The organism is Paenibacillus terreus (genome assembly GCF_042138595.1).
Taxonomy (GTDB): Bacteria; Bacillota; Bacilli; order Paenibacillales; family Paenibacillaceae; genus Paenibacillus; species Paenibacillus terreus.
In genome coordinates this window covers 70,969-95,698 of sequence record NZ_JBHIRX010000022.1, presented here as the reverse complement: position 1 = coordinate 95,698, position 24,730 = coordinate 70,969, and the positions used below count along the sequence as shown (strand labels likewise).

Annotated in this window: 26 protein-coding genes; 22 read left to right on the top strand and 4 right to left on the bottom strand. The window is 52.5% G+C overall.

Annotated features, from left to right (window positions below; genetic code table 11):
* The coding region (locus ACE5KN_RS27335; protein ID WP_375533200.1) for an NTTRR-F1 domain at positions 1 to 731 on the bottom strand (731 nt) is incomplete at its 3' end.
* A gap of 263 nt (positions 732 to 994) precedes the next feature.
* On the opposite strand from ACE5KN_RS27335, the gene ACE5KN_RS27330 reads away from it, so the two are divergent.
* From ACE5KN_RS27330 to ACE5KN_RS27305, 6 genes are all read left to right on the top strand, one after another.
* Entirely contained in the window at positions 995 to 2,008 is a 1,014-nt protein-coding gene (locus ACE5KN_RS27330) for an ABC transporter ATP-binding protein (protein ID WP_375524387.1), read from the top strand.
* A complete protein-coding gene (locus ACE5KN_RS27325; RefSeq protein WP_375524388.1) occupies positions 1,980 to 2,690 on the top strand; it encodes an ABC transporter permease in 711 nt (236 codons plus the stop codon). Before ACE5KN_RS27330 ends, ACE5KN_RS27325 begins: the two co-directional genes overlap by 29 nt.
* Before the next feature lie 5 nt (positions 2,691 to 2,695).
* Positions 2,696 to 4,084 carry a GldG family protein gene (locus ACE5KN_RS27320; RefSeq protein WP_375524389.1) on the top strand — a complete coding sequence of 463 codons (1,389 nt, stop codon included), beginning with the start codon at positions 2,696 to 2,698 and terminating at the stop codon, positions 4,082 to 4,084.
* On the top strand, positions 4,081 to 5,025 hold the full coding sequence (locus ACE5KN_RS27315; RefSeq protein ID WP_375524390.1) for a DUF4340 domain-containing protein: 945 nt from the start codon (positions 4,081 to 4,083) through the stop codon (positions 5,023 to 5,025). Before ACE5KN_RS27320 ends, ACE5KN_RS27315 begins: the two co-directional genes overlap by 4 nt.
* A 520-nt stretch (positions 5,026 to 5,545) precedes the next feature.
* Complete coding sequence (locus ACE5KN_RS27310) at positions 5,546 to 6,571, top strand: YhcN/YlaJ family sporulation lipoprotein (RefSeq protein ID WP_375524391.1); 1,026 nt, start codon at positions 5,546 to 5,548, stop codon at positions 6,569 to 6,571.
* A gap of 212 nt (positions 6,572 to 6,783) precedes the next feature.
* Complete coding sequence (locus ACE5KN_RS27305) at positions 6,784 to 7,434, top strand: sortase (RefSeq protein WP_375524392.1); 651 nt, start codon at positions 6,784 to 6,786, stop codon at positions 7,432 to 7,434.
* A 153-nt stretch (positions 7,435 to 7,587) separates the two neighbouring features.
* Here the strand turns inward: ACE5KN_RS27305 and nagA are convergent, their stop codons facing one another.
* From nagA to ACE5KN_RS27290, 3 genes are read right to left on the bottom strand one after another with little or no spacing between them, the layout of a single operon-like run.
* The gene (gene nagA / locus ACE5KN_RS27300; protein ID WP_375524393.1) at positions 7,588 to 8,781 is read right to left on the bottom strand and encodes an N-acetylglucosamine-6-phosphate deacetylase; all 1,194 of its coding nucleotides are present in this window, start codon (positions 8,779 to 8,781) and stop codon (positions 7,588 to 7,590) included.
* On the bottom strand, positions 8,778 to 9,506 hold the full coding sequence (gene nagB / locus ACE5KN_RS27295; protein ID WP_375524394.1) for a glucosamine-6-phosphate deaminase: 729 nt from the start codon (positions 9,504 to 9,506) through the stop codon (positions 8,778 to 8,780). The genes nagA and nagB overlap by 4 nt, the downstream gene beginning before the upstream one ends.
* Positions 9,506 to 10,369, bottom strand: coding sequence for a MurR/RpiR family transcriptional regulator (locus tag ACE5KN_RS27290; RefSeq protein WP_375524395.1), 864 nt, complete (start codon positions 10,367 to 10,369; stop codon positions 9,506 to 9,508). The genes nagB and ACE5KN_RS27290 overlap by 1 nt, the downstream gene beginning before the upstream one ends.
* A gap of 370 nt (positions 10,370 to 10,739) precedes the next feature.
* On the opposite strand from ACE5KN_RS27290, the gene ACE5KN_RS27285 reads away from it, so the two are divergent.
* From ACE5KN_RS27285 to ACE5KN_RS27210, 16 genes are all read left to right on the top strand, one after another.
* Positions 10,740 to 11,018 carry an acyl carrier protein gene (locus tag ACE5KN_RS27285; RefSeq protein WP_375524396.1) on the top strand — a complete coding sequence of 93 codons (279 nt, stop codon included), beginning with the start codon at positions 10,740 to 10,742 and terminating at the stop codon, positions 11,016 to 11,018.
* Between the two features lie 50 nt (positions 11,019 to 11,068).
* A complete protein-coding gene (locus ACE5KN_RS27280; protein WP_375524397.1) occupies positions 11,069 to 12,262 on the top strand; it encodes a radical SAM protein in 1,194 nt (397 codons plus the stop codon).
* A gap of 46 nt (positions 12,263 to 12,308) precedes the next feature.
* Positions 12,309 to 13,682 carry a peptide ligase PGM1-related protein gene (locus tag ACE5KN_RS27275; protein WP_375524398.1) on the top strand — a complete coding sequence of 458 codons (1,374 nt, stop codon included), beginning with the start codon at positions 12,309 to 12,311 and terminating at the stop codon, positions 13,680 to 13,682.
* A 57-nt stretch (positions 13,683 to 13,739) separates the two neighbouring features.
* The gene (locus ACE5KN_RS27270; RefSeq protein ID WP_375524399.1) at positions 13,740 to 13,985 is read left to right on the top strand and encodes an acyl carrier protein; all 246 of its coding nucleotides are present in this window, start codon (positions 13,740 to 13,742) and stop codon (positions 13,983 to 13,985) included.
* Positions 13,978 to 15,000 carry a cysteine peptidase family C39 domain-containing protein gene (locus tag ACE5KN_RS27265; RefSeq protein ID WP_375533199.1) on the top strand — a complete coding sequence of 341 codons (1,023 nt, stop codon included), beginning with the start codon at positions 13,978 to 13,980 and terminating at the stop codon, positions 14,998 to 15,000. Before ACE5KN_RS27270 ends, ACE5KN_RS27265 begins: the two co-directional genes overlap by 8 nt.
* A gap of 13 nt (positions 15,001 to 15,013) precedes the next feature.
* Positions 15,014 to 16,006 carry an ABC transporter ATP-binding protein gene (locus ACE5KN_RS27260; RefSeq protein ID WP_375524401.1) on the top strand — a complete coding sequence of 331 codons (993 nt, stop codon included), beginning with the start codon at positions 15,014 to 15,016 and terminating at the stop codon, positions 16,004 to 16,006.
* Positions 15,963 to 16,817 carry an ABC transporter permease gene (locus ACE5KN_RS27255; RefSeq protein ID WP_375533198.1) on the top strand — a complete coding sequence of 285 codons (855 nt, stop codon included), beginning with the start codon at positions 15,963 to 15,965 and terminating at the stop codon, positions 16,815 to 16,817. Before ACE5KN_RS27260 ends, ACE5KN_RS27255 begins: the two co-directional genes overlap by 44 nt.
* Before the next feature lie 3 nt (positions 16,818 to 16,820).
* Positions 16,821 to 17,633, top strand: a complete 813-nt coding sequence (locus ACE5KN_RS27250) for an ABC transporter permease (RefSeq protein WP_375524403.1) — start codon at positions 16,821 to 16,823, stop codon at positions 17,631 to 17,633.
* A 48-nt stretch (positions 17,634 to 17,681) separates the two neighbouring features.
* Positions 17,682 to 19,076: a hypothetical protein gene (locus tag ACE5KN_RS27245; RefSeq protein ID WP_375524404.1), complete on the top strand. Its 1,395-nt coding sequence runs from the start codon at positions 17,682 to 17,684 to the stop codon at positions 19,074 to 19,076.
* A 51-nt stretch (positions 19,077 to 19,127) separates the two neighbouring features.
* Complete coding sequence (locus ACE5KN_RS27240; protein ID WP_375524405.1) at positions 19,128 to 20,270, top strand: UDP-glucuronosyltransferase; 1,143 nt, start codon at positions 19,128 to 19,130, stop codon at positions 20,268 to 20,270.
* Positions 20,267 to 21,298, top strand: coding sequence for a Gfo/Idh/MocA family protein (locus tag ACE5KN_RS27235; protein ID WP_375524406.1), 1,032 nt, complete (start codon positions 20,267 to 20,269; stop codon positions 21,296 to 21,298). The genes ACE5KN_RS27240 and ACE5KN_RS27235 overlap by 4 nt, the downstream gene beginning before the upstream one ends.
* A gap of 14 nt (positions 21,299 to 21,312) precedes the next feature.
* The gene (locus tag ACE5KN_RS27230; RefSeq protein ID WP_375524407.1) at positions 21,313 to 22,617 is read left to right on the top strand and encodes a type III PLP-dependent enzyme; all 1,305 of its coding nucleotides are present in this window, start codon (positions 21,313 to 21,315) and stop codon (positions 22,615 to 22,617) included.
* Positions 22,618 to 22,854: 237 nt separating this feature from the next.
* Entirely contained in the window at positions 22,855 to 23,079 is a 225-nt protein-coding gene (locus ACE5KN_RS27225) for a helix-turn-helix domain-containing protein (RefSeq protein ID WP_018885466.1), read from the top strand.
* A gap of 188 nt (positions 23,080 to 23,267) precedes the next feature.
* Positions 23,268 to 23,555: a hypothetical protein gene (locus ACE5KN_RS27220; protein WP_375524409.1), complete on the top strand. Its 288-nt coding sequence runs from the start codon at positions 23,268 to 23,270 to the stop codon at positions 23,553 to 23,555.
* 225 nt (positions 23,556 to 23,780) lie between these two features.
* Positions 23,781 to 24,272, top strand: a complete 492-nt coding sequence (locus tag ACE5KN_RS27215) for a hypothetical protein (RefSeq protein ID WP_355321521.1) — start codon at positions 23,781 to 23,783, stop codon at positions 24,270 to 24,272.
* A gap of 177 nt (positions 24,273 to 24,449) precedes the next feature.
* Positions 24,450 to 24,698 (top strand): hypothetical protein, encoded by a 249-nt coding sequence (locus ACE5KN_RS27210; protein ID WP_375524410.1) that lies wholly within the window; start codon positions 24,450 to 24,452, stop codon positions 24,696 to 24,698.
* The last annotated feature ends 32 nt before the right edge of the window (positions 24,699 to 24,730 follow it).

The following is a 24,730-nucleotide window of genomic DNA, read 5'->3' as shown; positions in this document are numbered from 1 at the left end:
CCAGTGGCTCCAGTGGCTCCAGTAGCGCCGGTGGCTCCAGTAGCTCCAGTAGCTCCAGTGGCTCCAGTGGCTCCAGTCGCTCCAGTGGCTCCAGTGGCTCCAGTAGCGCCCGTGGCTCCAGTAGCGCCCGTGGCCCCAGTCGCCCCAGTGGCTCCAGTCGCTCCAGTGGCTCCAGTGGCTCCAGTGGCTCCAGTCGCTCCAGTGGCTCCAGTCGCCCCAGTGGCTCCAGTGGCTCCAGTCGCTCCGAAAGGAGTAGCTCTGATCAAAGAAATTTCGTCCACAACCACACTTGCCGAGCCGGCAAGAGGAGACTTATCAATGGTCAAAAGTGCAAATGCTGCACCGGCAGGCACTGGGGCAGTCACTTCAAGAATGCTCTGCCACGTACCGTTCGCTGCATTAGGCAGCGTTCCGGGAGCGAGGAAGGTTGTAAGCCCAGTGGAAATGAAAGTGAATGAAGCATCGAAATAGTTTACAAAAATATTTACCTGCGGATTCGTTCCTGCCCCGATTGCTGCGAAAGAGGCGGAAAGGGTGTAACTTTCGCCCGGGATCGCTGCTACTGCCTGCAGAATGGCTGAATCTGTGGCTGCAGATTGAAGAATCGCAGCGAAGAAGTTTGTTTTTTTGGCAGACAAGTTCGTGACGATCGTATTTACTCCAGCCCATGGAGCAAGAGAACCTGTTTCAAAATCCCCGTTGATAATCAGGTTAGTGAATAATACGGTCATTGTGCCTCACCTCCTTTCGATACTCCTATTAAATGCAGTTGGTGAGGAACATGGAACGTACAATTGAAGGAGGGAAATAGTGTAAAATTTCAGTTCACATTTTGGACACATTTTTTTAAGCTTCTATTAAAGGGACTTTAAGCTTGGTTTATACCTGCAGAACTACGATAAATTCATACTGAGTTAAAGGGAACTTTATTTTGACGAACTGGCGTCAGGCTGACAGCCATGATGCCGCATATTGCACAGAAAGGATGGGGTGAATGCTTGAAGTAAATCAATTAAGCAAAAGGTTTGAAGGGGGACGCGGTGTCGGAGAACTGAACTTCTCCATGCAGCGGGGAGAGATCGTCGGTTTTCTCGGGCCGAACGGAGCAGGTAAAACGACCTCCATGCGATTGATTACAGGTTATTTGCAGCCGACCAAGGGGCAGGTTTTGCTCGACAGCCTATCGGTTCACGACCAGGGACGCAGGGCGCGCTCGCGCATCGGTTATTTGCCGGAAAATCCGCCGCTCTATCATGACATGACCGTTTTCGGCTATTTGAGCTTTGTAGCAAGATTGCGGGATGTGCCGGCCAGGGAGCAGAAGGCCAGAATCAGCGAAATGATCAGCAGGCTCGGATTAAACGAACGGGAGCGCCAGCTGGTACGCAGCCTGTCCAAAGGCTACAAGCAGAGGCTGGGACTGGCTGGAGCCATTATTCACAAGCCTGATCTGCTCGTACTGGATGAGCCTACTTCCGGTCTGGACCCCAATCAGATTCTGGAAATCCGTCAGCTGATCCGTGAGCTTGGAGAGCAGCATACGGTGCTGCTCAGCACACATATCCTGCCGGAGGTGAGCACACTGTGCAGCCGGGTACTCATTATTAATCAGGGCAAGCTTGTTTTGGATGGCGCACCTGATTCCATCGGCAGCAGAGGAGATGAGCCGTTTAAAGTGGCCGTTGAGCTGAAGGGTGAAGAAAGCCGTATTAAAAGCGTGTTGGATGAGTGGGAGCATGCCAGCGCGGAAGTGTTGAAAGATAACCCGGAAACGGATGTTCAAGGAACAGTCCGTCTTCGTTTGACCGGGCGCTCAACCGAGGATTTCCGTGAGCCGCTTTTTTATCTGCTGTCAGAGGCCGGCATTCCTGTATTGGAAATGAAGAAAGAGAATATGAGTCTGGAGCAGATTTTCCAAAAGCTGACCACCAGCGAAGCATCAGCCGAGCTTGCGGCGGTTGACGGGAAGGAGGCGCAGGATGAAGAGAATGCTGGCCATTTGTCGTAAGGAGCTGCATGCTTATTTTTGGACCCCGGCCTCTTATTTTATACTGGCCGTGTACATGCTCATTTCCGGCTTGTTTTTTTATACTGGCTTTGTGTTTTATCAGCCCAGCATCGTAGACTACAGACTTGTGCTTGGAGATACACTTTCGCTGCTCATGTTTGTCATTCCGCTGCTTACGATGAGGCTCATGGCAGAGGAATTCCGCCAGGGAACGGACGAGCTGCTGCTGACATCGCCGGCCAGTGCCGCGGAAATTATTTTTGGCAAGTATCTGGCTTCTTTGATCATGATGGCTGCGCTTGTTTTGCTGAGCCTGCTCTACCCGGTCATTATGTCCTTTTTTGGCAAGCTTGATTACAATACCGTGTTTACTTCGGCACTGGGCTTGTTTCTGCTCGGCGCAGGCATGATGGCCGTCGGGCTGTTTGCCTCCACGCTGTCCCAGCACCAGATGGTGGCTGCCGTTTCAGGTATTATTCTGCTGGTGGGCCTTTGGATGCTGGATTCCTTCGGAAGCGGGGACAAACTGCGGGAATGGCTTGAGCCGTTTTCGCTGTCTGCACGTTTTGACGGTTTTATCAAAGGGCTTATCAATGGCTCGGATGTTCTATTTTATATTACGCTTGCCGTTCTGTTCCTGCTGCTCAGCATACAGGTTGTCGAGCGGAAAAGGTGGAGGTGATCGGCATGAAAAAATGGTTAAGCCGGACCAACAGCCTGATCCTGTCGGCGGCTCTCATCGGCATCTTCATTTTGCTGACACTGTTTCTGCGTTCTGTGAGCGGCTTTCAGCTGGATTTGTCGGCAGGCAAGCAATATACATTGTCAGACCAGACACTGACTGCGTTGAAGAACCTTGGCAGCGATGTACGCATCATTGCTTTTACGGTAGGCTCATCGGCTAATCAGCGCTTGAATCAGGACGTTTCGGATATGCTGGATGAATATAAAAAGCACAGCAGCAAGCTGAAAATCGAACAGTATGATTTGAACCAGGAGCCGGCGCTGGCGCAGCAGTACGGAGTTTCTTCCGCATCCATTGTGCTGGAGCAGGGGGAACAGCGGCGGACGATTGATATCGGAACGCTTTTCCGGGCTGTCGATCAGGAAGGCAACTATGAATTTTCCGGCGAGGAACAGCTGACCTCGGCTTTGATGACCTTATCCTCCGACGAGAAGCACAAGGTGGCTTTCCTTACAGGGCACGAAGAAATTCCGCTGACGAGCCTGACGAGCCTGAGTTCCTCACTTCAGCAAAGCAATGTCACCGCGGAGGAGATACAGCTTAACCGTGACGGCGCAGTGCCTAAGGATGCGGAAGTGCTGGCAATTATAGGGCCGCAGCGCGACATCAGCGCGACAGAGCTAAAGGCAATTCGTACCTATCTCGGCAACGGGGGCAAGCTGCTGTTAGCGCTCGGTTTTAATCAGGATATGTCTTCTGCTTGGAAAAACCTTGATGCGCTTGCTTCCGACTATGGGGTGACCGATCTTCATGCCGTAACCGTGGACAACAAGCAGACCAGCACCCTTGGTCCGCTGTGGGTCGTCCCCAGCTTTGGCGACCATGATATTACACGCAAGCTGGCTGAGTCCAATCTGTTTCCCATGCTGTCGCTATCCATCGGGGTTAAAGCGGAGGAGCAGTCCAAATGGCAGCTGACGTCGCTGCTGCAGTCCTCGGATGACAGCTATGCGGAGACCAACATTCAAGGTCTGATCAATAACGAAACCAAGTATAACGAAGGGCAGGACACGAAGGGACCCGTCGATTTGGGTTTTGCGGCAGATACGAAGGAAGGAAAACCGAAAGCGGTCGTTTTGGGCACTTCCTCGCTGTTTAGCGATACGGAATTTATGAATGGCGGGAACCGGGATTTTGCGCTGAATACCTTCAATTATTTGCGGGAACAATCGAATGATCTCACCATTCGGCCCCGTCAGCAGCAAAATTACGAATATGCCTACTTGACGCCTGTTCAGGCGAGAAGTGTTTTCATAATCGCGGTTGCTGTTATACCTCTGCTGTTTGCCGCAGTGGGCCTGCTTCTGTGGTGGAGGAGACGTAAAGCATGAGAAAATGGATGCCTACGCTGGTGCTGGTGCTCATTTTTGCTGCTGGTGTCGTGTATGCGAGCAGCCATAATTTCTTTCGCGAATCTGCTCCGGCACCGCAAAAGCTGGTGGCGGTCGGACGCGATGCCGTAACCGGGATCAGGATCGATAAGACGGGAAGTGAGCCCGTAGAATTGGTCATGCAAAACGGCAAGTGGGTTATGAAGCTGCCTCAAACGTACCCGTTAAACAGCTATGCTGTTGATAACTGGTTGAACGCGCTTGAAGCAGCGACGGCCGGTGATGTCATAGAGGGGCAGCCCAAGGATCCAGCGAAATACGGTATTGGCGGCGGGAATGGCTGGAACATTACTGTAACAGATAGTGACGGTAACGCTCATAAACTGGCGGTGGGAAGCACACTGCCAGCAGGCGGCTCATCTTATGTCCAACTGGAGAGCGGGGCGGTCATTTCCGTTGCGCAGGATAGTTTGTCGGGGCTATTGTTAAGCGTAACCGAATTTACCGATACCACTCCTTTTGAATGGGACAAGGATCATTTGTCGTCGTTGGAGTGGGAAGGCGCATCATCCTCCTGGGTGCTGAAACGCGGGGAGTCCGGTTCAGACTGGAAACTTAATGGAAAGAAAGTCAAGGAGGAGGACGTCTCATCATTATCAGACAAGCTTATTAATATCGCCACGTCTGAACAGCTTCGCAGCACATCTGAGCTCAAAAATGAATCCCACCGTTTTACATTGACCGTAACTTTGAACGACGATAAGGCCCCAAAGGTTTATCAGGGCTGGACAACGCCAGATCAGACGGACACGGTATGGATTATACCGCCTGACAGCAATTGGGCTTATGCGGTTTCTGCAGCCAATGTTGAAGAAATAGAGCAGACAGCCAAATCTATCAAACCCGCCGAGCCCGAGTCAGGGTCGGATTCAGGCCAGTAATAATATTTTTGCTGTAGCATTTGGTGTTACTATCTGTCAACTGATGAAACGATGTTGTCTTATAAACTTCGAAGCACATGCTTCTAAAACCGTAAGAAAAACTTACGCTATACGCTGTCTGCCTTCTTTGAAAGTCGATACGTATTACAAAAGCCGAGAACGGGAATTAACTGTTCTCGGCCTTTTTTTAAACCTATAAGCCCCCTTCCGGACGGCGATTTCTTTTTTTGCATTAAGGTGGGGGTTTGCACGCAGCAGCGGAGAGAACGAAGCAATTCCGGATAAAGCGTCAGCGTCCGCCTTTGTCCCCAAATTTCTTCCCCTAAAAATAAATCCATAGAAAATTTGGGGACAACAGCCGGTTGGAGGAATGCTTCGTTCTCGGAGCGTCATGAGAAAATCCCCCTTATGCACGAGAAAAATCGCCGTCTTCCCATCCAGAACATCTCAGGATAATCCCCAATTCCGACGCGCATCCTATAGCCTGTCTTCACATACTAACTTCATGGAGGATGAACTGATGCCTGGAGCAAAAAAAGTAATCACATTGTCCGTGTCGGCGGCTTTGATTGCCAGTATGTTCGGGATTGCAGGCTGCGGCTACCGTGATAACGGCAACGGCGTCCGTACCCAAAGCACCCGTTATGGCGTGACGGATACCAACCGAATCAACCGGTTTGGCGTCAATTCCACCGATATGAGGAACAATCTGGCCCCAAACGCAGTTGGTAATCGGAATTTGGACAACATGCGGTATAGTGCAGAGCTGTCCCGGCGTATTTCGGAAATGAAAGGCATCCGCAACGCCACCGTGCTGGTGAACGATCACAGTGCCTATGTAGCCGTTTCCCAGGAAGGGCAGCGCGGTACAAACACATCGATGCGGACACGCGCGACGGATATGGGGAATATGGGCGTTCGCGGTATAACTGGCACAGGTACAACAGGTACAAGAGCTCCATATACCACGAGCGGCACAGCCCCGGGTTTGACGGGCAATAACTATGGCCCCGCTCCGCGCCGCTCTGTAGCTGACGACAACGGATTATACGGAACTTCCGGAACAGGCACTCTCGGTCTTATGCGTGGAATGGTAAATAATACGAACCGAAACGGTTACAATGGTATAATGAATGGAACGGATACAGGTGCTTATACTGGAAGAAATACTACAGGATTAAGACCTTATAGTACTGGGATTGGTACAGATGGTACGGGCTTGGGCCCAGCAACAGGAAGAGGCACAACAATGGGTACAGGCACAACAGCTTTGCCAAGCAGCATCCGCAACAAAGTGGCTAACAAAATTAAACAGTACGCTCCGCATATTCAGAATGTCTATGTTTCCAATGACCCTGATTTTGTGACCCGTATGGGCGGTTACGCCCGTGATTTGGGGAATGGGCATCCTTTTAGCAGAATGAGTAATGATTTCCGGACGTTGACAGATCGTCTTTTCCCGACGGGAACAACCGGTATGGATGGATTTGGTCCTAGACCGGGTACCATCAACCGTGGAAATTCCACACTTGGCGGCAATCGGTAACTTCTTTGCAACGCATCTGAACTAACAAGCCGCGTTCCATGAAAGGGCGCGGCTTGCCTGCGCTCCTTAAAAGTCAAAAATGATTGTATAGAAAATGTTGAGCAATAACAGCTACAATATATTTCGTTGTTATTATATCTGATAACATATGGGGAATATACAAACACATACAAGAAAACGGCGATTTTGATACATGAAGGAGGCTTTAAAATATGCGCAAACTGCTGCCATATCTGCTCATCCTGCTAGGAGGACTGATCATCATCACTCCCAAGCTGCTCGAGTGGAAGGAAGATCATGAGCAGAATGAATTAATGCAGATGACTAAGCAATGGGAAGCCAAGCAGCAAAACGCCGGGCAGAATTCATCCTTAACTGTTGAATTCCAGCGGGCATCCCGCCTTCTGGCCGAAGCGGAAACAGATGAATCCGTTCCCGCTCTTCAGCCCGAGCTGATGAGCAGCGTAGACGGGGAGACACCCATTGCGGTCATTGAGATTCCCGTTATCGGAGTCAAGCTTCCCGTGCTGGAAGGGGCTACCCAGGAGAACATGCGTCATGCTGCCGTACATATGTCCGGAACCGCAGCGCCTGGAGCTGCAGGGAATGCGGCAATCGCAGCTCATCGGGCAAGAACGGAAGGACGTCTTTTCAACAGGCTGGATAAAGTGAAAAATGGTGATACCATTTCGATCACCACCCCGTCAGGCAAGTTTGTTTACGCCATCGATGGGATCAAAATCGTGGAACCGACCGATCTATCCGTCCTGTCCAACCGAGGGGAGGAGTCGATTTTGACGCTGATTACCTGCACGCCCGGAGGTAAACAGCGCCTGATCGTTCAAGCCAAATTACAGCCCTGAACATATTTTTACCGATTAGCTCACAATAATACAGGGTGCCTGCAAACCATTATGGCCACAGGCACCCTGCTCTTTTTTAAGATTCCAGACTTTCATGCCGCTTCGCAGCACCACTGATGAATTGAAGTCATCAATCCCGCTGCTGATCAAAAATTATATGCCTTGCGGCGCTAGCGGCTTGCCCTGGATCCAGACAGATTTCAGATCCAGATCAGGTCCCAGAAAAAGAACGTCAGCCTGCTTGCCCGCCTCAAGCGACCCTGTCCGCTTGTCGATTCCGATGGACATCGCCGGGTTCAAGCTTGCGGCAAGGGACGCTTCGGTAATGCTCAGACCAACCTTCTGCACAAGAAAGCGGAAACCTTCAATCATCGTTAAAGTGCTGCCAGCAAGCGTGACTCCATCCTCCAGACGCGCAACCCCTCCCTGTACGACAACAGGAAGATCACCGAGCGTGTAGTTTCCATCCTCAAGACCGACGGCGGACATCGCATCAGTAATGAGGATCAGGTTATGATCCCGCTTTAGTCGGGTCAATACTGCAACGGCTGCAGGATGCACATGAATGCCGTCCGCGATGACTTCCGCTTCGATGCGCTGGTCATACATGACGGCTCCAACCACGCCCGGTTTGCGGTGATGAAGAGGCGTCATCGCGTTAAAGGTATGAACGGCATGGCGCAGCCCTGCTTCCACTGCGGCTTCCACATCTTCAAAGGATGCATCGGTATGTCCCAACGCAGGAGTAATATCATGATCCCTGAGCCAGGAAATGAGTTCCAAAGCCCCCTCACGTTCCGGGGCGAGCGTAAGCTGTTTGATCAAGCCTGGATAGCTGTTGTGCCATTCCTGAACCCAGCTTACATTGGGAGCCGCGATATGCTCCGGGTTTTGCGCTCCAGGCCATTTGGGGCTGATAAACGGCCCTTCGAGGTGAACCCCTGCAAGCTGTGCAAAATCCGAGCCTTTGGAGATGTATGCGTTCACTTCAGCCAAAACATGTTCAATACGGTCTTTAGGAGCGGTCATCGTTGTTGCCAGCATGGAAGTGGTCCCTTGCGAAGCATGAAAGGAAGTGATCCGATCCAGCGTACCCTGGCTTGCGTCCATAAAATCTGCGCCGTTTCCGCCATGTACATGGATATCGATAAATCCGGGCAGCAGGTAGCCGCTTCGTGTCTCACGCTGTCTGGCTTCCTTTTTCAGCGCTGCCGGGATGTCTGCGGCGGTTCCCACATACTGCAGGATGCCGTCCTGCATCACAAGCGCTCCATCTTCGATGATTCCTGCAGGCGTAACGACAGACCCGTATAATAGTTCGGGTTGATTGTTGTTCGTGGTACTCATGACATCAATCCTCCTGCTTCACGGTCGAGCAGAACGACCACATTCGGGTGGCATTGCAGCAGAGAAGCGGGACATTCGGTCGTAATAGGGCCCGTTAGCGCACGATGAATAATCTCCGCTTTTTCCGCCCCGCGTGCTACCAGCAGGATCTGCTTGGCCTTCAGTATGGATGCGACACCCATCGTAATGGCTTGAGCCGGGACTTCATCTATAGACGAGAAAAAGCGGGCGTTCGCCTGGCGAGTCCGTTCCACCAGATCCACAACATGTGTGCCTCCAACCAGACGTGGCCCAGGCTCATTAAAACCGATATGCCCGTTATGCCCGATGCCGAGAAGCTGCAGGTCCACAGGACCGATTTCGTCAATCAGCCGATCATAAGCCGCGCATTCTGCTTTAAGATCAGCCGCATTGCCGTCAGGCACATGGGTATTGGCGGGATTGATATCCACATGGTTAAACAGATGATGATTCATAAAGGTGCGGTAGCTTTCGGGATGGCCTTCCGGAAGACCTACATATTCATCGAGATTGACGGTTGACGCCTGCGCAAAGCTTACAAGACCGCGCCGGTGCATATCTGTCAAATGACGGTAAATGCCGACAGGCGAGCTGCCCGTGGCAAGCCCGAGCACTGAGCGTGGTTTGCTTTGCAGCAGACTGGCGATAATGCCGGCCCCCGTGGAATTCAGGTCGTTTTCATGATCAAAAGTGCAGATGTTCATTACATATTCTCCTCCTTTTTTTTGCGGATAGTGCGGACGTTGCGGTAGGACTGTTCAAGCTTTGGAATATAGCGGTTAAAACCTGCGCTTACCATTCCGGTGAACAATATATCAATGACATGAAGCTGGGCGATGCGGGACGCCATATCTCCCCTGCGCATGCCTTCTTCCAGGGAAGAGGAGAACAGCGGGATATCAGCGATGCCAGCCAGTGTATTGCTGCCATAAGAAGTGAGCGACATGGTATGGGCACCGTTTGCTTTGGCGAGCCGCAGCGCATCGATCGTCTCGGGTGTTTCACCGGAGTAGGATACGGCAAGGGCCACATCCCCGGGACCGAGCGAGGAAGCGGATGTAATTTGCATATGGGAGTCGGGAAATGCCGTGCTGTTGGCTCCGATCCGGATCAGCTTCTGGTAGAAATCCTGCGCCACAATGGAGGAGGTCGCCATGCCGTAAAGGTCGATTCTGCCTGCACTGCAGAGCAGCTGTACCGCCTGCTCCAGCCGTTCCAAATCAAGCAGGCGGGTCGTGTCGGTGATGGAAGCGATATGATTGGCCTCAATCGCCTGCACGATCATCGAAAGCGGATTGCCCGCCACAATATCCTGATAGGTCGCCTCTCCCGCCGGCTGGCTGATCTCGGCGGCCAGCTTCATTTTAAAATCGGGATAACCCTTAAAATGAAGGGATTTGCAAAAACGGGTTACCGTCGCAGGGCTGACACCGCCTTCTTCGGCCAGCTCTTTGATGCCAAGCCTTAAGACCGCACCAGGAGAAGCCAAAATCGTTTCGGCAAGCCTGCGCTCCTGCAGAGGAAGGGCGGCCAGCTCTCTTTGCAGCGTCTTCAAAATGGCGGACATGGGATGATCACCTCCTTATTCCGTGAAAAACATTTTAGTATAAAACTGTACTTATGAGAAAAATATTTTCATAACCATCATAAGAAATTACAGTGTTAAAATCAACAGGGGGAGCAAGAAATGATGAACTTCTGTTTTGTGTGACAAATTATTACATTTTACGCTATTGACGAATGCCCTTTGGGAGGAGCTATAATTGTATATAGTTCCATGTATGGAATTAGAAGGAGAATTTCGCCTGTTTTATTGCTGTAATTGTATCTTTGCCATGCTTATGACTTGCCGGGCGGATCATCCAGAGAAGCTCGCCTGCGCCCCGCCCCTCGCTTGCCGGCCGTTCGGCCGCCAAAGAAAAGGAGGAGGAATCGAAATGCAGAGCCAAGTAATCCGCATGATCAGTGAAGTGAAGGAAGACCCGGAACTCGCCGGGAAGCTGGACGGCACCTCGGATATTATTCATGACGCAGGCCTGGATTCCCTGCAGCTGGTGCACTTTATGCTGAAGATTGAAGATGAATTTGACGTGGAAATCGATTTTGACGATTTTGAACTGGAATACTTGAGTTCGATTGATACCTTCTGCGGTTATATCCGGGAAATGAAGGAAAACTCCGGATTTGCGGAGACAACGGAGATCGGGACAGTATGACGGCATGACGCGTTAAAGCTCCATCAAATCGATAAGCGAGGTGCAAAACGATGCAGCCCAAAAGCCATGTATTGATTGACGAAAAGGCGTTCAAGCTGATCAAAAGAAATTTGAAAAACGCTTCCGTTTCCTACCGCAACTCCGTAAAGGATCCTTCCTTCAGGACGGACATGCCCCATACGATCGGCATCAAGCTGACCAACCGCTGTAATCTCCGCTGTACCCACTGCTTTGAATGGAATGAAGAAGGCTACCACCATCAGATGGACAAGGAAGAACAGAATATGGATTTGGATCCCGCGCTGCTCAGACAAATATTACAGGAGACCAAAGAGGTCAAATCCCGTTTGTATATGTGGGGCGGAGAACCGATGTTCCACCGCCGCTTTGATGAAATTTTGGACGTGCTGGCCGAAGATCGGCGGGAGATGACGTTTTGCACGAATGGCCTGCTGATCGACAAACATCTGGACCGTATTCTGGACTTATCGGAAAATCTGGAACTGCTGATCGCCGTCGAGGGCTTTGAGCGGGAGCATGATCTGATCCGCGGCAAAGGCACCTTCAAAAAAACGATGGCGCAAATGCAGCGGTTGATCGAGCTTCGCGACCAAGGCCTGTATAAAGGCAGAGTAACCGTGCATGCGGTCATTAACGATAACATGATCGGACGGATGTTCGAATTCCTCGAAATGTTTGAAAGCATGAAGCTGGATCTCGTTCTGCTTACTTTCCCATGGTATATCTCCAAAGAAACCTCACTCAAAATGGACGACTATTTTTCCCGTAACTTCTCCTGGCTGCGCGAGCTTGAGGAAAACAATATCAGCAGCTGGCATGCCTTTAAGTACAAAATTAATCCTGACAATATCGAGCCGCTTATGCAGGAGCTTCGCCGCATCAATGAGCGTGTATGGAATATCCGTGTCCGCTATCAGCCAGGTCTCGATTTCGAGGAAATCGGCAAATTCATTCATGGTGAAGAAATGGTCAGCCGCTGCTCATCACGCTGTCTTGCCCTGAATTCACGCACAGACATTTTGCCGGATGGTAAAGTCATGCCCTGCAAGTTTTTCAGCGAGTTCACGATCGGCAGCCTGCGGGAGCACAGCCTGAAGGAAATCTGGGAATCCGACAAATATGAAAAGACCCGCTCCATCATCAACGAAAACGGGCTGACGCCTGTATGCTCCAAATGCAGCGTGCTTTATCTCCATGGAGCCGGATCGCTGAAATATATTTGAGCGGCGGCCGAACCGGCAGAGCAGCTTTTAAAAGGAGATGCACAGGATGGATCTTGCTTCGGATGTGAATTTGTTGAGTGCGCTTTCAAGAGACCGCAGTCAGCATGTGTTCGTCTGGCTGTTCAATATTGGCGCCGAAGAAGTATGGCATCCCGGTTCACGGGCAATTGCCGATCCGGCGGAGCAGACCGTGGTGAACCGGATGGAGGAAATGAATCTGCTGCTTTGCCGCAGGCAGGATATTCTCGTGCTGCGGGAGCAGCCGCAGCCGCATTTTCTGGAGATGCTGCAGCAAATGGGATTCGCCATTCCCCGGATCGAGGTGCCGGAGTCTTCCGACCCGCTGACGCCCATTACCGAGCTGGTGCTTGCCGATGAAGGGCTGCTGCAGCGTCTGCGGACCGAATCAGAGGCAGCGGGTGGCGCTTATCTGGTGCCATATGCCGTCACGTGGAAGGAAGAAGAGGTTGCGGCACGCTGCTCCCTGACCTTGCTCGGAGCGGACTCGGATTTGTGCGCACGTGTGAATGACAAGATTTTCAGCCGCCGCATGGCCGAAGATCTCGGCTTTCCGGTGACGGAGGGTGCCGTGTGCAGGAATGAAACGGAGGTTCAGGAAGCGTGCGGCCGCATCGCAGCCGCCGCCGTAAGCCCCGTCCGTTTTATTATCAAGCAGCCGCACGGAGCCTCCGGCAAAGGCATGCTTCTTGTCGAGGACTTGTCCCGGCTGAATGCCGTTTTGAATGTCATGAAGCGCTTTGCCGGACGCAATTCTCTTGCAGATGGTTGGCTGGTGGAACGGTGGTATGGCAAACAGCTGGATTTGAACTACCAGATTTATATCAGCCCTGAAGGAGAAGTGACCATGTTCTCGCTGAAGGTGCAGCAGCTTGCCGGAACGGTGTATACCGGCTCCCGTATGCCTGCAGAGCTGGAAAAGGGGCTGGAGGAGGAGGTCCGCGGCTGTGCGGAACAGCTCGGCGTCTCCCTGTTTGCCGCCGGATATTCCGGGATTGCATCCATTGACGGTTTTGTGGATGAGGATGGCCAGCTCTTTCCGGTGATTGAGATCAACGGCAGGTTTACACTATCGACCTATATATCGTTTGTATCCGCCGTGCTTGGAGAACGCAGGTTTTTGTCCCGTTATTACCGGGTTGTCTCTGTTGAGCCGCTTACGTATGAAGCCCTGTGCGCCCTGCTCCGGGAGAACGGGCTGCTGTACGGCCCCGAACACCGGGAAGGGGTGATTGTGTATACGGCGGGCACCCTTTCCGCAGCACGTCTGAAGCAGGGCTTCATCAACCGCATTTTTACGCTGATCGCCGCGGACAACTGGGAGGAGGCCGAGGATTACGCACGCCGGCTGGAGTGGTTGTTCGCCGTTCAGCAGCAGGTACAGGCCCGGAACTCAATATGAAAATAAACAGTCTTCATTAAGAAGGCTCTGAACATACCAAAGAATGGAGGAGTATGAATGGAGACAGGTGTAAGCATCGTGCTGCCTTTACTGGAAAGGGTGCTGAAGCTGCCTGCAGGCGAGCTGGCCGGAATGGAAGCGGACCGGGATTTGCGGAGCCTGGGATTGAATTCGCTGTCCGCCGTGGAATTGATTGTGGAATTGGAGAACGAGCTCAACATTATCATCGATGACGATGATCTGCTGCTGGATAATTTGTCTACTCTGAACGAGATTGAACAGCTGCTGGGCAGATATGTATAAGGCCGGGGCAGCTTTGCACGGGCAATCCGTGCCGGGAACAGGGCGGGTAGGCAAGCATTGCCTTTATTCTTCACTGTGCGGCTTGCTGCTGCGTCGAGGCATTGCAGCCGCCGAGGCCGATTTGTTCCTATTGGCGGGCAGCATGAACGCGGAATATGAGGGCGAGCTGCGTCCGTTTGGTCCGGGAACCTTCGGGAATCAGCTGCGCAGAATCACGGCTTCCGGAGGTCCTGCCATCCGGGTCGAAGCCTGGGACCCGCAGGACCGTGATCCGTACAAGCTGTTGAAGGTACTGCACAACGGGTATGGCACGATGCTGCACGTATCCAGCGCGGCCCTGACGTATCACCAGATTTACGTCATCAATCGCGCACGCGGACATGTGATCGAGCTGCATGGTTTGGATGAAAAATCACGGACTGCCCATGTATCGGACAGCTTCCTGCTGGACTCATCAGGCCAGGCATTTCAATACACGGGGGCTGCCCGCCTTGACGACATATTGGGCGGAGTGCTGGATTATGCCTGGCTGGCGCTCCCGCCAGCCGCGCTTTCGCCAGCGAGGATGTATCAAGCGTGTGCCCGGCATATCCGGGATTATTTGACAGGCCGGAGCGACGAGCCCCGGTTCCGAAAAGGGGATGCGGCTTATCGCGCCTTTATCGCGGATTTTCAGCTGCTGACCGATATGAACGACCAGGAATTCCGGTACCATTGTGGAGAGATTTATTATCAGCTGCGGATCGGCACTGCGCTTACCCTGGCGGACTATCTCCAGGATTATGCGCTGCTCCATCAGGACACGCTGGGAGCGGAAGCGCGTTTAATTGCTAACGGGGCCGCAGAGCTTTATGCCGGCTGGCATCGCCTGAATCTGCAAATTTACAAGACAGGCCTGCAGCTTGGCAGACACCGTGTGCAGACACTGATCAGCCGCGCGAACGAGCTGGCCGATCAGCAGTATCGGCTGCTTGAACAGCTTCTGCCGCTTGTGGAAGCCGCTGCACAAGATTAAGGAGGGAATCGTTTTGCCGGTGATTACACTGAACCGATTGTCGAAAACATTTACGTACTACAAAAAAGAACCGGGCGTGCGCAAATCGCTGCAAAACCTGTTCCGCAGGGAAAAGCTGGCCAAGGAAGCCGTCAAGGACGTCAGCTTTTCCGTCAGGGAAGGCGAAATGGTCGGTTTTCTCGGACCGAACGGGGCGGGCAAAACGACGACTCTGAAAATGCTGTCAGGCATTCTGCATCCGAGCAGCGGCGAAGCTTCCGTACTGGGATTCACACCCTGGAAGCGGCAGAAGGAATTCAAACGGCAGTTCTCCATCGTCATGGGCCAGAAAAACCAGCTGTGGTGGGATCTGCCTGCAAGCGAATCCTTTGCGCTGAACAAGCTGATTTACGAAATCGGCGACCATGAATTCCGCGCTTCACTGGATGAACTGGTCACGCTGCTTGGTGTGGAGGAGCAGCTGCATGTGCAGGTGCGGCGGCTGTCGCTCGGGGAGCGCATGAAAATGGAGCTCATTGCCGCGCTGCTGCATCGGCCCAAGGTGATTTTGCTGGATGAGCCGACGATCGGTCTGGATATGGTATCCCAGCGCCGGATCCGGGAATTCTTTAAGGCGTACAACCGGCAGCACCGGACAACGGTGCTGCTGACCAGCCATTACATGAAGGATATTGAGGATTTATGCTCACGAGCAATTATCATCAGCGGCGGAACACTTGTCTATGACGGGGACCTGAAGAGCGTCAACGAACGGCTTGGGGCACGCAAGCTGCTTAAAGTCAGGCTGGCCGAGCCTGTCGCCCAGAAGCAGCTCGCGGGTCTCGGCAGCGTCCGGTCGAGCAGCCAAGTGGAGGCTGTTTTTGAGGTGGATGCGGAAGACACGCTCGGATGGTCGAAAAAAGTGCTTGATGCGCTGCCTGTCACGGATTTTACCATTGAGGATGTCCCGCTGGAGGAAGGTATTGAAAATCTGTACAACGAAGGCAGATGGGCTGATGCGAAATAATCCGCTCGAACATAACAAATATGTCAAAGTGTTTCTGCTCGGCATGCAGAACGAGATGGAGTACAGGACGAACTATTGGCTGCAGCTGTTTTCGTTCATCCTGCCCTTGATGACGCAGGTTTTTCTCTGGCTTGCCGTCTTCGGCTCTTCGGGAGAACGAAGGCTGCTTGGCTATTCCCTGGAGGAAATGCTTGTTTATGCCGTGATGGCAGCAGTGACCGGCAGGCTGATTGCGGCCGGTTTTGAATACGAGATTGCGGCGGATATCAAGGAGGGCGGGCTTGGCAAATTCCTTGTGCAGCCTGTTCATTATTTTGCCTACCGCTTTTTCCGGTTTGCCGGCGCCAAAGCTGTGCAGAGCGCCGTGATTTGGATGGGCGCTGTCTGTATGCTGGCCGGGCTCAGCCTGTGGGGCGGCACCGGCTTTTCAATGACGCATCTTTTACTGTATATGCTGACCCTTCCCGGGGCGCTGCTGCTAAATTTTCTAGTCTATTATACCCTTAGCGGCATGGCTTTCTGGATTACGGAAGCCACGGGGCTGTTCTATACATTGTCCCTCGTCATCTACGTTGCGAGCGGAACCGTCTTTCCGCTGACTATTTTCGGGGAGGCGGTGGGCAGGCTGCTGAGCCTGCTGCCGTTTGCTTATACAGTGTTTTTTCCCGTGAACGCGGTCACCGGAAAACTGAACGGCTCCCTCATTGCGGCAGGCATCGGGCTGCAGGCTTTCTGGATTGCCGTACTCCTGATTCTTTCGAGGGTGGTATGGCGCGCGGGTGTCAGACGTTTTGTGTCAGTTGGAGGATAAAACATGAGCAATTTGCTTCGGACCTGCATCCGCTATGCCAGGCTGTATGCGCGGTTCGTCAAATTTTCCGTCATATCGCAAATGGAATACCGGATTAATTTCATCACCGCTTTTCTGGTGGAGACGGCATACCTGCTGATCAAGCTGCTCTATGCTTCAGTCCCTTACCGGACAGGCACGGACATCAACGGATGGTCCCCGGATGCGGTGCTCCTGTATATCGGGGTATTCACGATCATGAGCGGCCTGTACAGCGGGCTTTTTTACAGCAATTTTACCGGGCTGCCGGCCAAAATCCGCACAGGCTCACTGGATGTGCTGATGACCCAGCCGGTCTCCCTGCAGTTTATTGTCACCCTGCGGCAGTTCGATCTCGGCTATACCATCCCCAATGTTGTTGGGGGCGGCATTATGGCAGGCATCGGCTGGCATCGTCTGCAGCTGCCGTTCACCTGGGAAGCGATTGGCGGTTTTGCCCTGCTGCTGGCAGCCGGTGTGTTTACCGCTTATTCTGTCTTTCTGCTGCCGCAAATGCTGGGCTTCTGGACCATCCGCACGAACGGGGTGACGGAATTATCGAACAGCCTGTTTGACACGAATACCGTGCCGATGTCGGTTTACAGCAATCTCATTCAGAGGATCGGCATTTTTGTGCTGCCGGTATTCGTTATCTGCAATTTTCCGCCCATGTTTGTGCTGGGCATGATGAATGGCAGCCTGCTGTTGTGGGCTGTATTGGCACCGCTTTGGCTTCTGCTGGTCGTGCGATTGCTCTGGCAGTTTGCGCTGCGTGGTTATACGAGCGCCAGTCAATGACCGGAGCGGGAAAAGAGCTGCATTCTATTTTTCGGGGAGGAAGAGTGAATGGCATCGGATGTACCTGCGCTGAAGCGCATTTATATGGGAACCTTTGAGGCTGAAGCTTATTGGAAAGATCCGGATACGGCATCCCTGCCCGCTCTGCCGGACCGGTCCGGCGCGTCGATTGTCGCCGCGATGGATGAGCTGCTGTTTTGCTTCTGCGGACAGGGGGATGTGCTGCTTACACGTTATGCCATGTCCCATGTACACAGGCAGTATATATCCGGATTCGGCTTCAGGCCCGTTGTTAATGAGCATGATCTGTCCAGTGATGAAACCGCTGTGCCGGACTCTTCTGCTTCTGTCTTCGAGCTGCTCTGCAGGCGCCGGGAAGACGGTTGGCCGGGGCTTCCGGAATTGCAGGATGGCCTGCTCGCCCCGTTTGCATATCTTCCGTACACGGAGCAGGCGGCAAAAGCCTGGGGCATCCGCCTTCATCAGCCGTCACTTGAGACGGTCCGCCAAGTGAATGCCAAGACCTACTCGTCCAAGTTAAAAAGAAGCCTCGGATTGGCTAATCCCGGCCAGATCGTTACGAGCGCAGCTGCATTGGAGCAGGAAGGGCGGAAGCTGCTGATCGAAGGCACTTTTCTGGTAAAGGATGATTTTGGCGTGTCCGGCAAAGGCAATCTGCACATCACTTCCCTGCAAATGCTGGAGCGGATCGTGGCGTATCTGGGGCAGCAGGAGCGGAAGGGAAAGAGGGTTTGTTTTATATTGGAGCCTTTCCTGGAGAAAGAGCAGGATTTTTCCTGCCAATTTGTCATTTCCGAAGCAGGGGAAGTGGAGATTGTGTCCGTGCAGCTGCTGGCCAATTCGAGCTTTTCCTATAGGGAGTCGCTGCTGCCTGATCCGGGATTCATGGAGATGCTTGAAGAAAAGGGTTATTTTTCGCTGATGAAGGCAGTCGGAAGGCAGCTGTGGGCGGATGGTTATTTCGGGGATGTGTGTGTCGATTCAATGACCCTCAGGGACGGAAGTCTTGAAGAAATTGTGGAGATCAACGCGCGGCGTTCCATGAGTCTGATCAAGCACCGCATTGATTTGCTTCTGGCGGAACGGTCGCTGCGCGGCAGCATGACCAATTATACGCTGTCCCATCAGGGGATGCTGCCGTATGAGGTTCTGCTGGACAAGCTGGAGCGGGCGGAGCTGCTATTCACGGAGAGCCGTGAAGAAGGTGTGATGCCTCTTTCGGCCAATACGCTTTATGTGAATACAGGAGGAAGGGATGTGCCCAATCCTGCCAACGATGTGAATGGAGACGCAGGCACGGGACGAAAAGGAAAAGGGCGGCTCTACCTGGCGATGATCGCTGAGAATCAGGACAGAAAGGTGCAATTGACACAGCGGCTGGAGCGTTTTTTTGCTGAGAACCGGTTTGCTGTACTAAATTAGCTGACATGGGTGACAGGTAATTTATTTTTTGAAAAGCTGGGGGGAAGGGAAATGAAGGTTACGATATTATGCTCCGGTTTCGGGTTGGGATTCTATACGCCCGGATTGCTGATTGAAGCGGGACTGCACAGACTTGGCATCGGGACAGCCGTTCATGTATTCGAGAATGTGCTGCCGGAATCCGCCCGTACCAAGGTGGATCAGAATCGTAAAGCCTATCATGACAACTTCAAGATTGCGCTGATGTCACAAAAAATCCCGCAGGATATGAGCGAATCCATCGATCCGGAAGCGCTGGAGCAGCTTCTGACCCTATGGTGCGAGGAGGATCGCCGCCATTTTATCTGTCTGTCAGGCCATTGGTTGTACGTCCTGGAGCAATACCGGTCCCGTCGGAACGGGGTTCCCCTTCACATCGAACTGCTGTACATGGATTCTACGCCGTCCCCTTCCTGGAAGAATATTGAGCGGTATCGGCCGCAATTTGCCGAAGGCTGCGGTCAGCTTACTCTGTTTGACCGCGCCACAGGCAGCATAAGCTGCTATATCGACGTGCCTGTTCCACTTGTGCCCTATGAGGAGCGGGAGCATCGGCTGTTCATTCACGGCGGCGGCTGGGGCATGGGCACCTATCGCGACAAGCTGGACGAGCTGGAAGCCGCCGGTTATGGGCTGGATATCATGCTGTATAACGATGATGCTCCTGACGCACAGGCAGGCAGCCGCAGATATTACCGGATGGATCCGCATTGGCGGACATGGCAGACGGGAGTGGACGGAAGGCACATCTTCCCTCCGTTTGCCGAGGTCCACTCGGACGAAGAAACCCTGTACCGCAATCAGGAAGAATATCACCTCTTGTATGTACGGCAGCGCCGGATGAAGGCCATTGTCAGCAAGCCCGGAGGGGGCACCATGACGGATTCGTTTGCATCCGCGACGCCGCTGATCATGCTGGAGCCTTTCGGTGCACATGAGAAGGATAATGCGGATCTGTGGGAGGAGCTTGGATTCGGCATCCGTTACGAGCGCTGGGTTTCGGAATACGGGGGCGGTGCGGATATTCTGGAGAAGATGCATACGGACTTGCTTGAGGCGAAAAAGCGGACTCCGGAATGCTCGCGGCTGATCGCTCAGCGCCTTGGCCTGTACTCCACTCAGACCGTTCCCGGTGTGAAGGAGGGGAGCCGATGAACGCTGCCGCCGCATTTGCGCCGCCTTCCCCGGTTGGAAAGCCTGTCCGGTTTGGCGTCATTGGCTGCTCGTCCATCGTGCCGCGCGCCCTGCTAGAGCCTGCCCGTTATGTTGAGCATTCGGCTGTTGTGGCTGTCGCGAACCGGACTGCCGCCAAAGCCGAGTTGATGGCGGAGCAGTACGGCATCGGCACGGTGCACCGGACTCCTGCAGAGTTATTAAACGACAGTGAGGTGGATGCCGTATATATCGCGCTCAGCAATGATCTGCATGCCGAGTGGATTGCAAGGGCGATGAAGGCCGGCAAGCACGTGCTGGTCGAAAAGCCGCTGTGCCTGCACACAGAGGAATTGGACCTGATTGAGTCGGCTCTGCAGGAGGACGGGCCATCTCTGCTGGAAGGGGTGATGGTCAGACATCATCCCTGGCAGGACAAGCTCCGTACCATGATCACCGATCACAGCTTCGGCAGGTTGCGATCGGTGGAAACCAGTCTGTGCATTCCGGCCAAAAACGGGCACAAGGACAATTACCGCAGCCGCCCGGAGCAGGGAGGGGGCTGCTTCAGAGATCTTGGTGTTTACTGGCTGCAGTTTCTGCAGACGCTGCTTGGACTGGAAGGGGCCGACTTTCAGGGGCAATCCTCCTTCGATGGGCCTGGAGGCTGCGACTGGACCTTTCAGGCGCAGGCGAAATACCCGGACGGCTTGAGGGCGGCAGTCCTTTGCTCATTCGAGCGGCCTTACCGCTGCTCCCACACCCTGACCTTCGACGATGCGGTTGTTTCTTTGAATGATTGCTTCCGCTCAAATCTTGGATTTTATAAAATGACGCTGCGTATCCGCCGGTCCGGCGGGCTGCCCGCCAAAGCCGAATTCCGGCCCATGAATTATTATGTGAATCAGCTCGACTACTTTTGCCGGATCGTGCGCGGGATGGCCGTGCCTGTCCCTTTCCGGGAATCGGCGGAACGGATCAGGCTGCTGGATTCTATTTATCAATCGGCCCGCCAGAGCAGGGTGAAGTGAAGGGAGAGAATTTCGTGAATTTAACGGATGATCAGCTGTTGTCCTTAATCCGGAGCCACAGGACCCCGTTCTTTCTGTATGACGGAGATGCCCTGTGCTCCCATGTGAGCAGCATACTCGCCCGCCTGCATCCGGCCGTCAAGCTGCATTATGCGCTGAAAGCGAACGGGAATGTCAGCATTGCTGCGCTGCTCCGCTCCCTTGGCTGCGGGGCGGAGATTGCCTCGTCAGGAGAGCTGTATACAGCGCTTAAAGCAGGTTATGAGCCGGAGGATATTATTTTTGCCGGGCCGGGGAAAACGGAATCCGAGCTGAATGAAGCTGCAGAGACGGGAATCGGGTGTATCAATGTTGAATCGGTCCGCGAGCTGAGGCTGCTGGAAAAAGCGGCGGAGCGCAGCGGTGTCCGTGTACGGGCAGCCGTCCGTATTAATCCTGATGCGGATGTATCCGGGGCCACGATTAAAATGGGTGGGGCAGCCCGCCCGTTTGGTGTGGATGAATCCCAGCTGGACGTTTTCTTTGCAGCTTTGCGGGAATGTGGGCATATTCAATTTCAGGGCATCCAGATCTATACGGGCACCCAGATGCTGAAGGCGGAGGAGATTATCGGATCGTTTGCGAATACCATCAGGCTTGCCGGAGAAATTGGCGAGAAATACAGCCTGCCTATTCATAGCATTAATCTGGGCGGCGGCTTTGGCATTCCTTATTTTGCTCATGAACAGCCGCTCGATATGGATCAGGTGCTCCAGCACCTCAACAGACTGGCGGCAGAGGCGGTGCAGCGTATGCCCGGCGTTCGTCTGATCATCGAGAGCGGAAGGTATCTGGTCGCTTGTTCCGGAATGTATATGACAAAGGTGCTGTATACCAAAACGTCCAAGGGAGAAAGGTTTGCCGTCACGGACGGAGGCATGAACCATTACGCTTCGGCAGCTTTCCGGGGCCGCAGGCTGCGCGACAATTTTCCGGTGAAGGTCTTCAGTGCACACAAGAAGCAGCAGGACGTGGATCATGCCGAAGAGGCCGGGCAGCAGGAAGAGGAGGTCACCGTAGTCGGCCCGCTGTGCACACCCGAGGATTGTCTTGTACGGAAAGCAAAGCTGCCGCTTATCAGGGAGGATGACTACATCGGTATTCCCAATGCGGGTGCATACGGCCTCAGTTACAGTCCAGTTGATTTTCTCGGCCATCCGGCTCCGGCAGAGCTGCTTGCGGCAGGCGGGCAGGTATATGTGATCCGGGAACACGGCAACCGGACGGATGCTCTGCGCCATCAGCGTCTGATCGTGCCTAAGACGCTCCAACAGATATAAATAAGAATGTATATTCTTTATTTAGGGTTATCATCCATATGTGTTTTTTTTGCAAGCCCATTAAATCCCTTTTTTTCAGCCCGCGCCGGCATGGCAGCGGGTTTTTTGCGCATAGGCATCCTCCCTTGCCCATTTTTCTTCTCATACAGAACCAACCCTGTCATCTTTACATAAAATATGTTGACTGTATCCCTTAACCTTGTTACACCACATAAACCCGGGCAAGGAGGGGTGAACTTGAAGGGTAGCGACCATAAGAGCAAATTTTTGTTAACTCACCGTGAACGTGAAGTATTTGAACTGCTGGTGCAGGACAAGACGACACGTGACATAGCTGGCCAGCTATTCATTAGCGAGAAGACGGTGCGTAATCATATCTCCAATGTCATGCAGAAGTTGAATGTTAAGGGTCGTTCACAAGCGGTCGTAGAGCTGATTAAGCTCGGAGAGCTTAAAATCTAGATACTTACGCCTCAAGTAGAGGCATAGCCCTCTCTCACTATCCTTCCGGCAGGATAGTGGAGAGGGTTTTTGTTGCGTCAATCTCTAAATCTATTAAAAATGTGCAATCTTCCAACGGCATTCAACGATGCATTCATAGATTGTGAACATAGAATATACTATCCGATGCAGAAAGGAGGTATACAACAATGGCCATCCTGTTACCGCAACAATCTTTCATTCTCGCTGCCGGTGTGGGTCAATCCTACTTTGAGGATCTCAGAGGAGGAGACAACGCAAGCGTTACTGTTCAGAATAACAGTACCTTCCCCGTAAACCTCGTGCTCACTGCTGTAAACGCACCAGTTACTACGTACACCATTTCACCAGGCAACTCCCGTACAATCGCCGTTAACCTTCTGCTTGTCGCCGCGTTGCAGGCTACTGCCGCTGGTGCCGCTTTCGGATTCATCCAAGTAGCCCTTGCAGACTTCTAAAGAGCCATGTTCTCGCATCAGCCGTTCTCCGGATTTACGGGGAACGGCTTGTTTTTTTGTTGTAAAGAAAAAAATGTATTTCCGAATAATCCGAGATTAGGATATAATAACGTAAGTGCTTTGTTTCCATGGGAATATATCCCTCAAGCCCTTATAAATAGGGGAACTCATTGATGTTTTTTCACGTTTGTAGTACATTAGCAGAGAATCCAAAGGAGGCTTCTAATGTACGGTAATAGACAAGAGGATACATTATACATCATGACATACACCTTGAACAGTGGCATCAAGGGCACTGTGCCTTTGTCTAATCAACAGATCCGGGAATGGATGGATTGTTACCGAAACGGGCGCAAGTTCGTCACCGAGATCGGTAAAGAATTCTTCGGTCTGCATTCGGAGCTGGTTGCCGATTTTAAGGTGCATAATGCCCATTCGAGCTATCAGGAAGTACTTGCTCCTGTACAGCAGCAGCACGATCACAGTATGAAGCAATTATCGAACGCTTATAAAGCTTCGGAGATTCTCATCAAAATCGACTGCAAATGCGGAACGGCCTACGTTACGGAATCACCCTTCAAGAGAACGAAATGGTACTGCACGAAATGCAGGGAAATCGTATTCCTGGACAGCAAAAAGGGAATGGTTGAGACATCCAGGGGCGAAGCTTACTACATGACGAATAAATACTTTGTGGAACGGGGAACAACTGGCTGAGCCGGTTGTTTTTTGTTTGTGAATCTTTGTCAGCATTTTGGAGATACTATGATTCCCCAAGCAGCCGAAATTCTTAGGTGACAATGAAGACCTTTTTGTGATTAAATGTTTCTAAAACCGATTTTAAACAGATAACAAATGACTTCTCTCCGAAGTCGGAATGTAGGGTGCATAGCGGTGGAGAAATGGTGGAAAAGGAAAAAAAACAATAAAGGCAATAAAATCAGATATGCGGGTTCAAGGTATGTTTACGACTGGAACGATGTTAAAGAGGTGCTGAGCCTCGCCCTTCTTTTGGGAGCGTTAATCGGCTGGCCTGTTTTCAGTCTCATTTTTTGGATGCTTGGTCATTCTTTTTTAGGCCCGGTATCGCTGATTTGTTCGATCTTGGGGGCATACATCCTGTACAGGGGCCTCACTAAATGAAAAATACGTTATCTCCAGCCAAAATGTGAAAG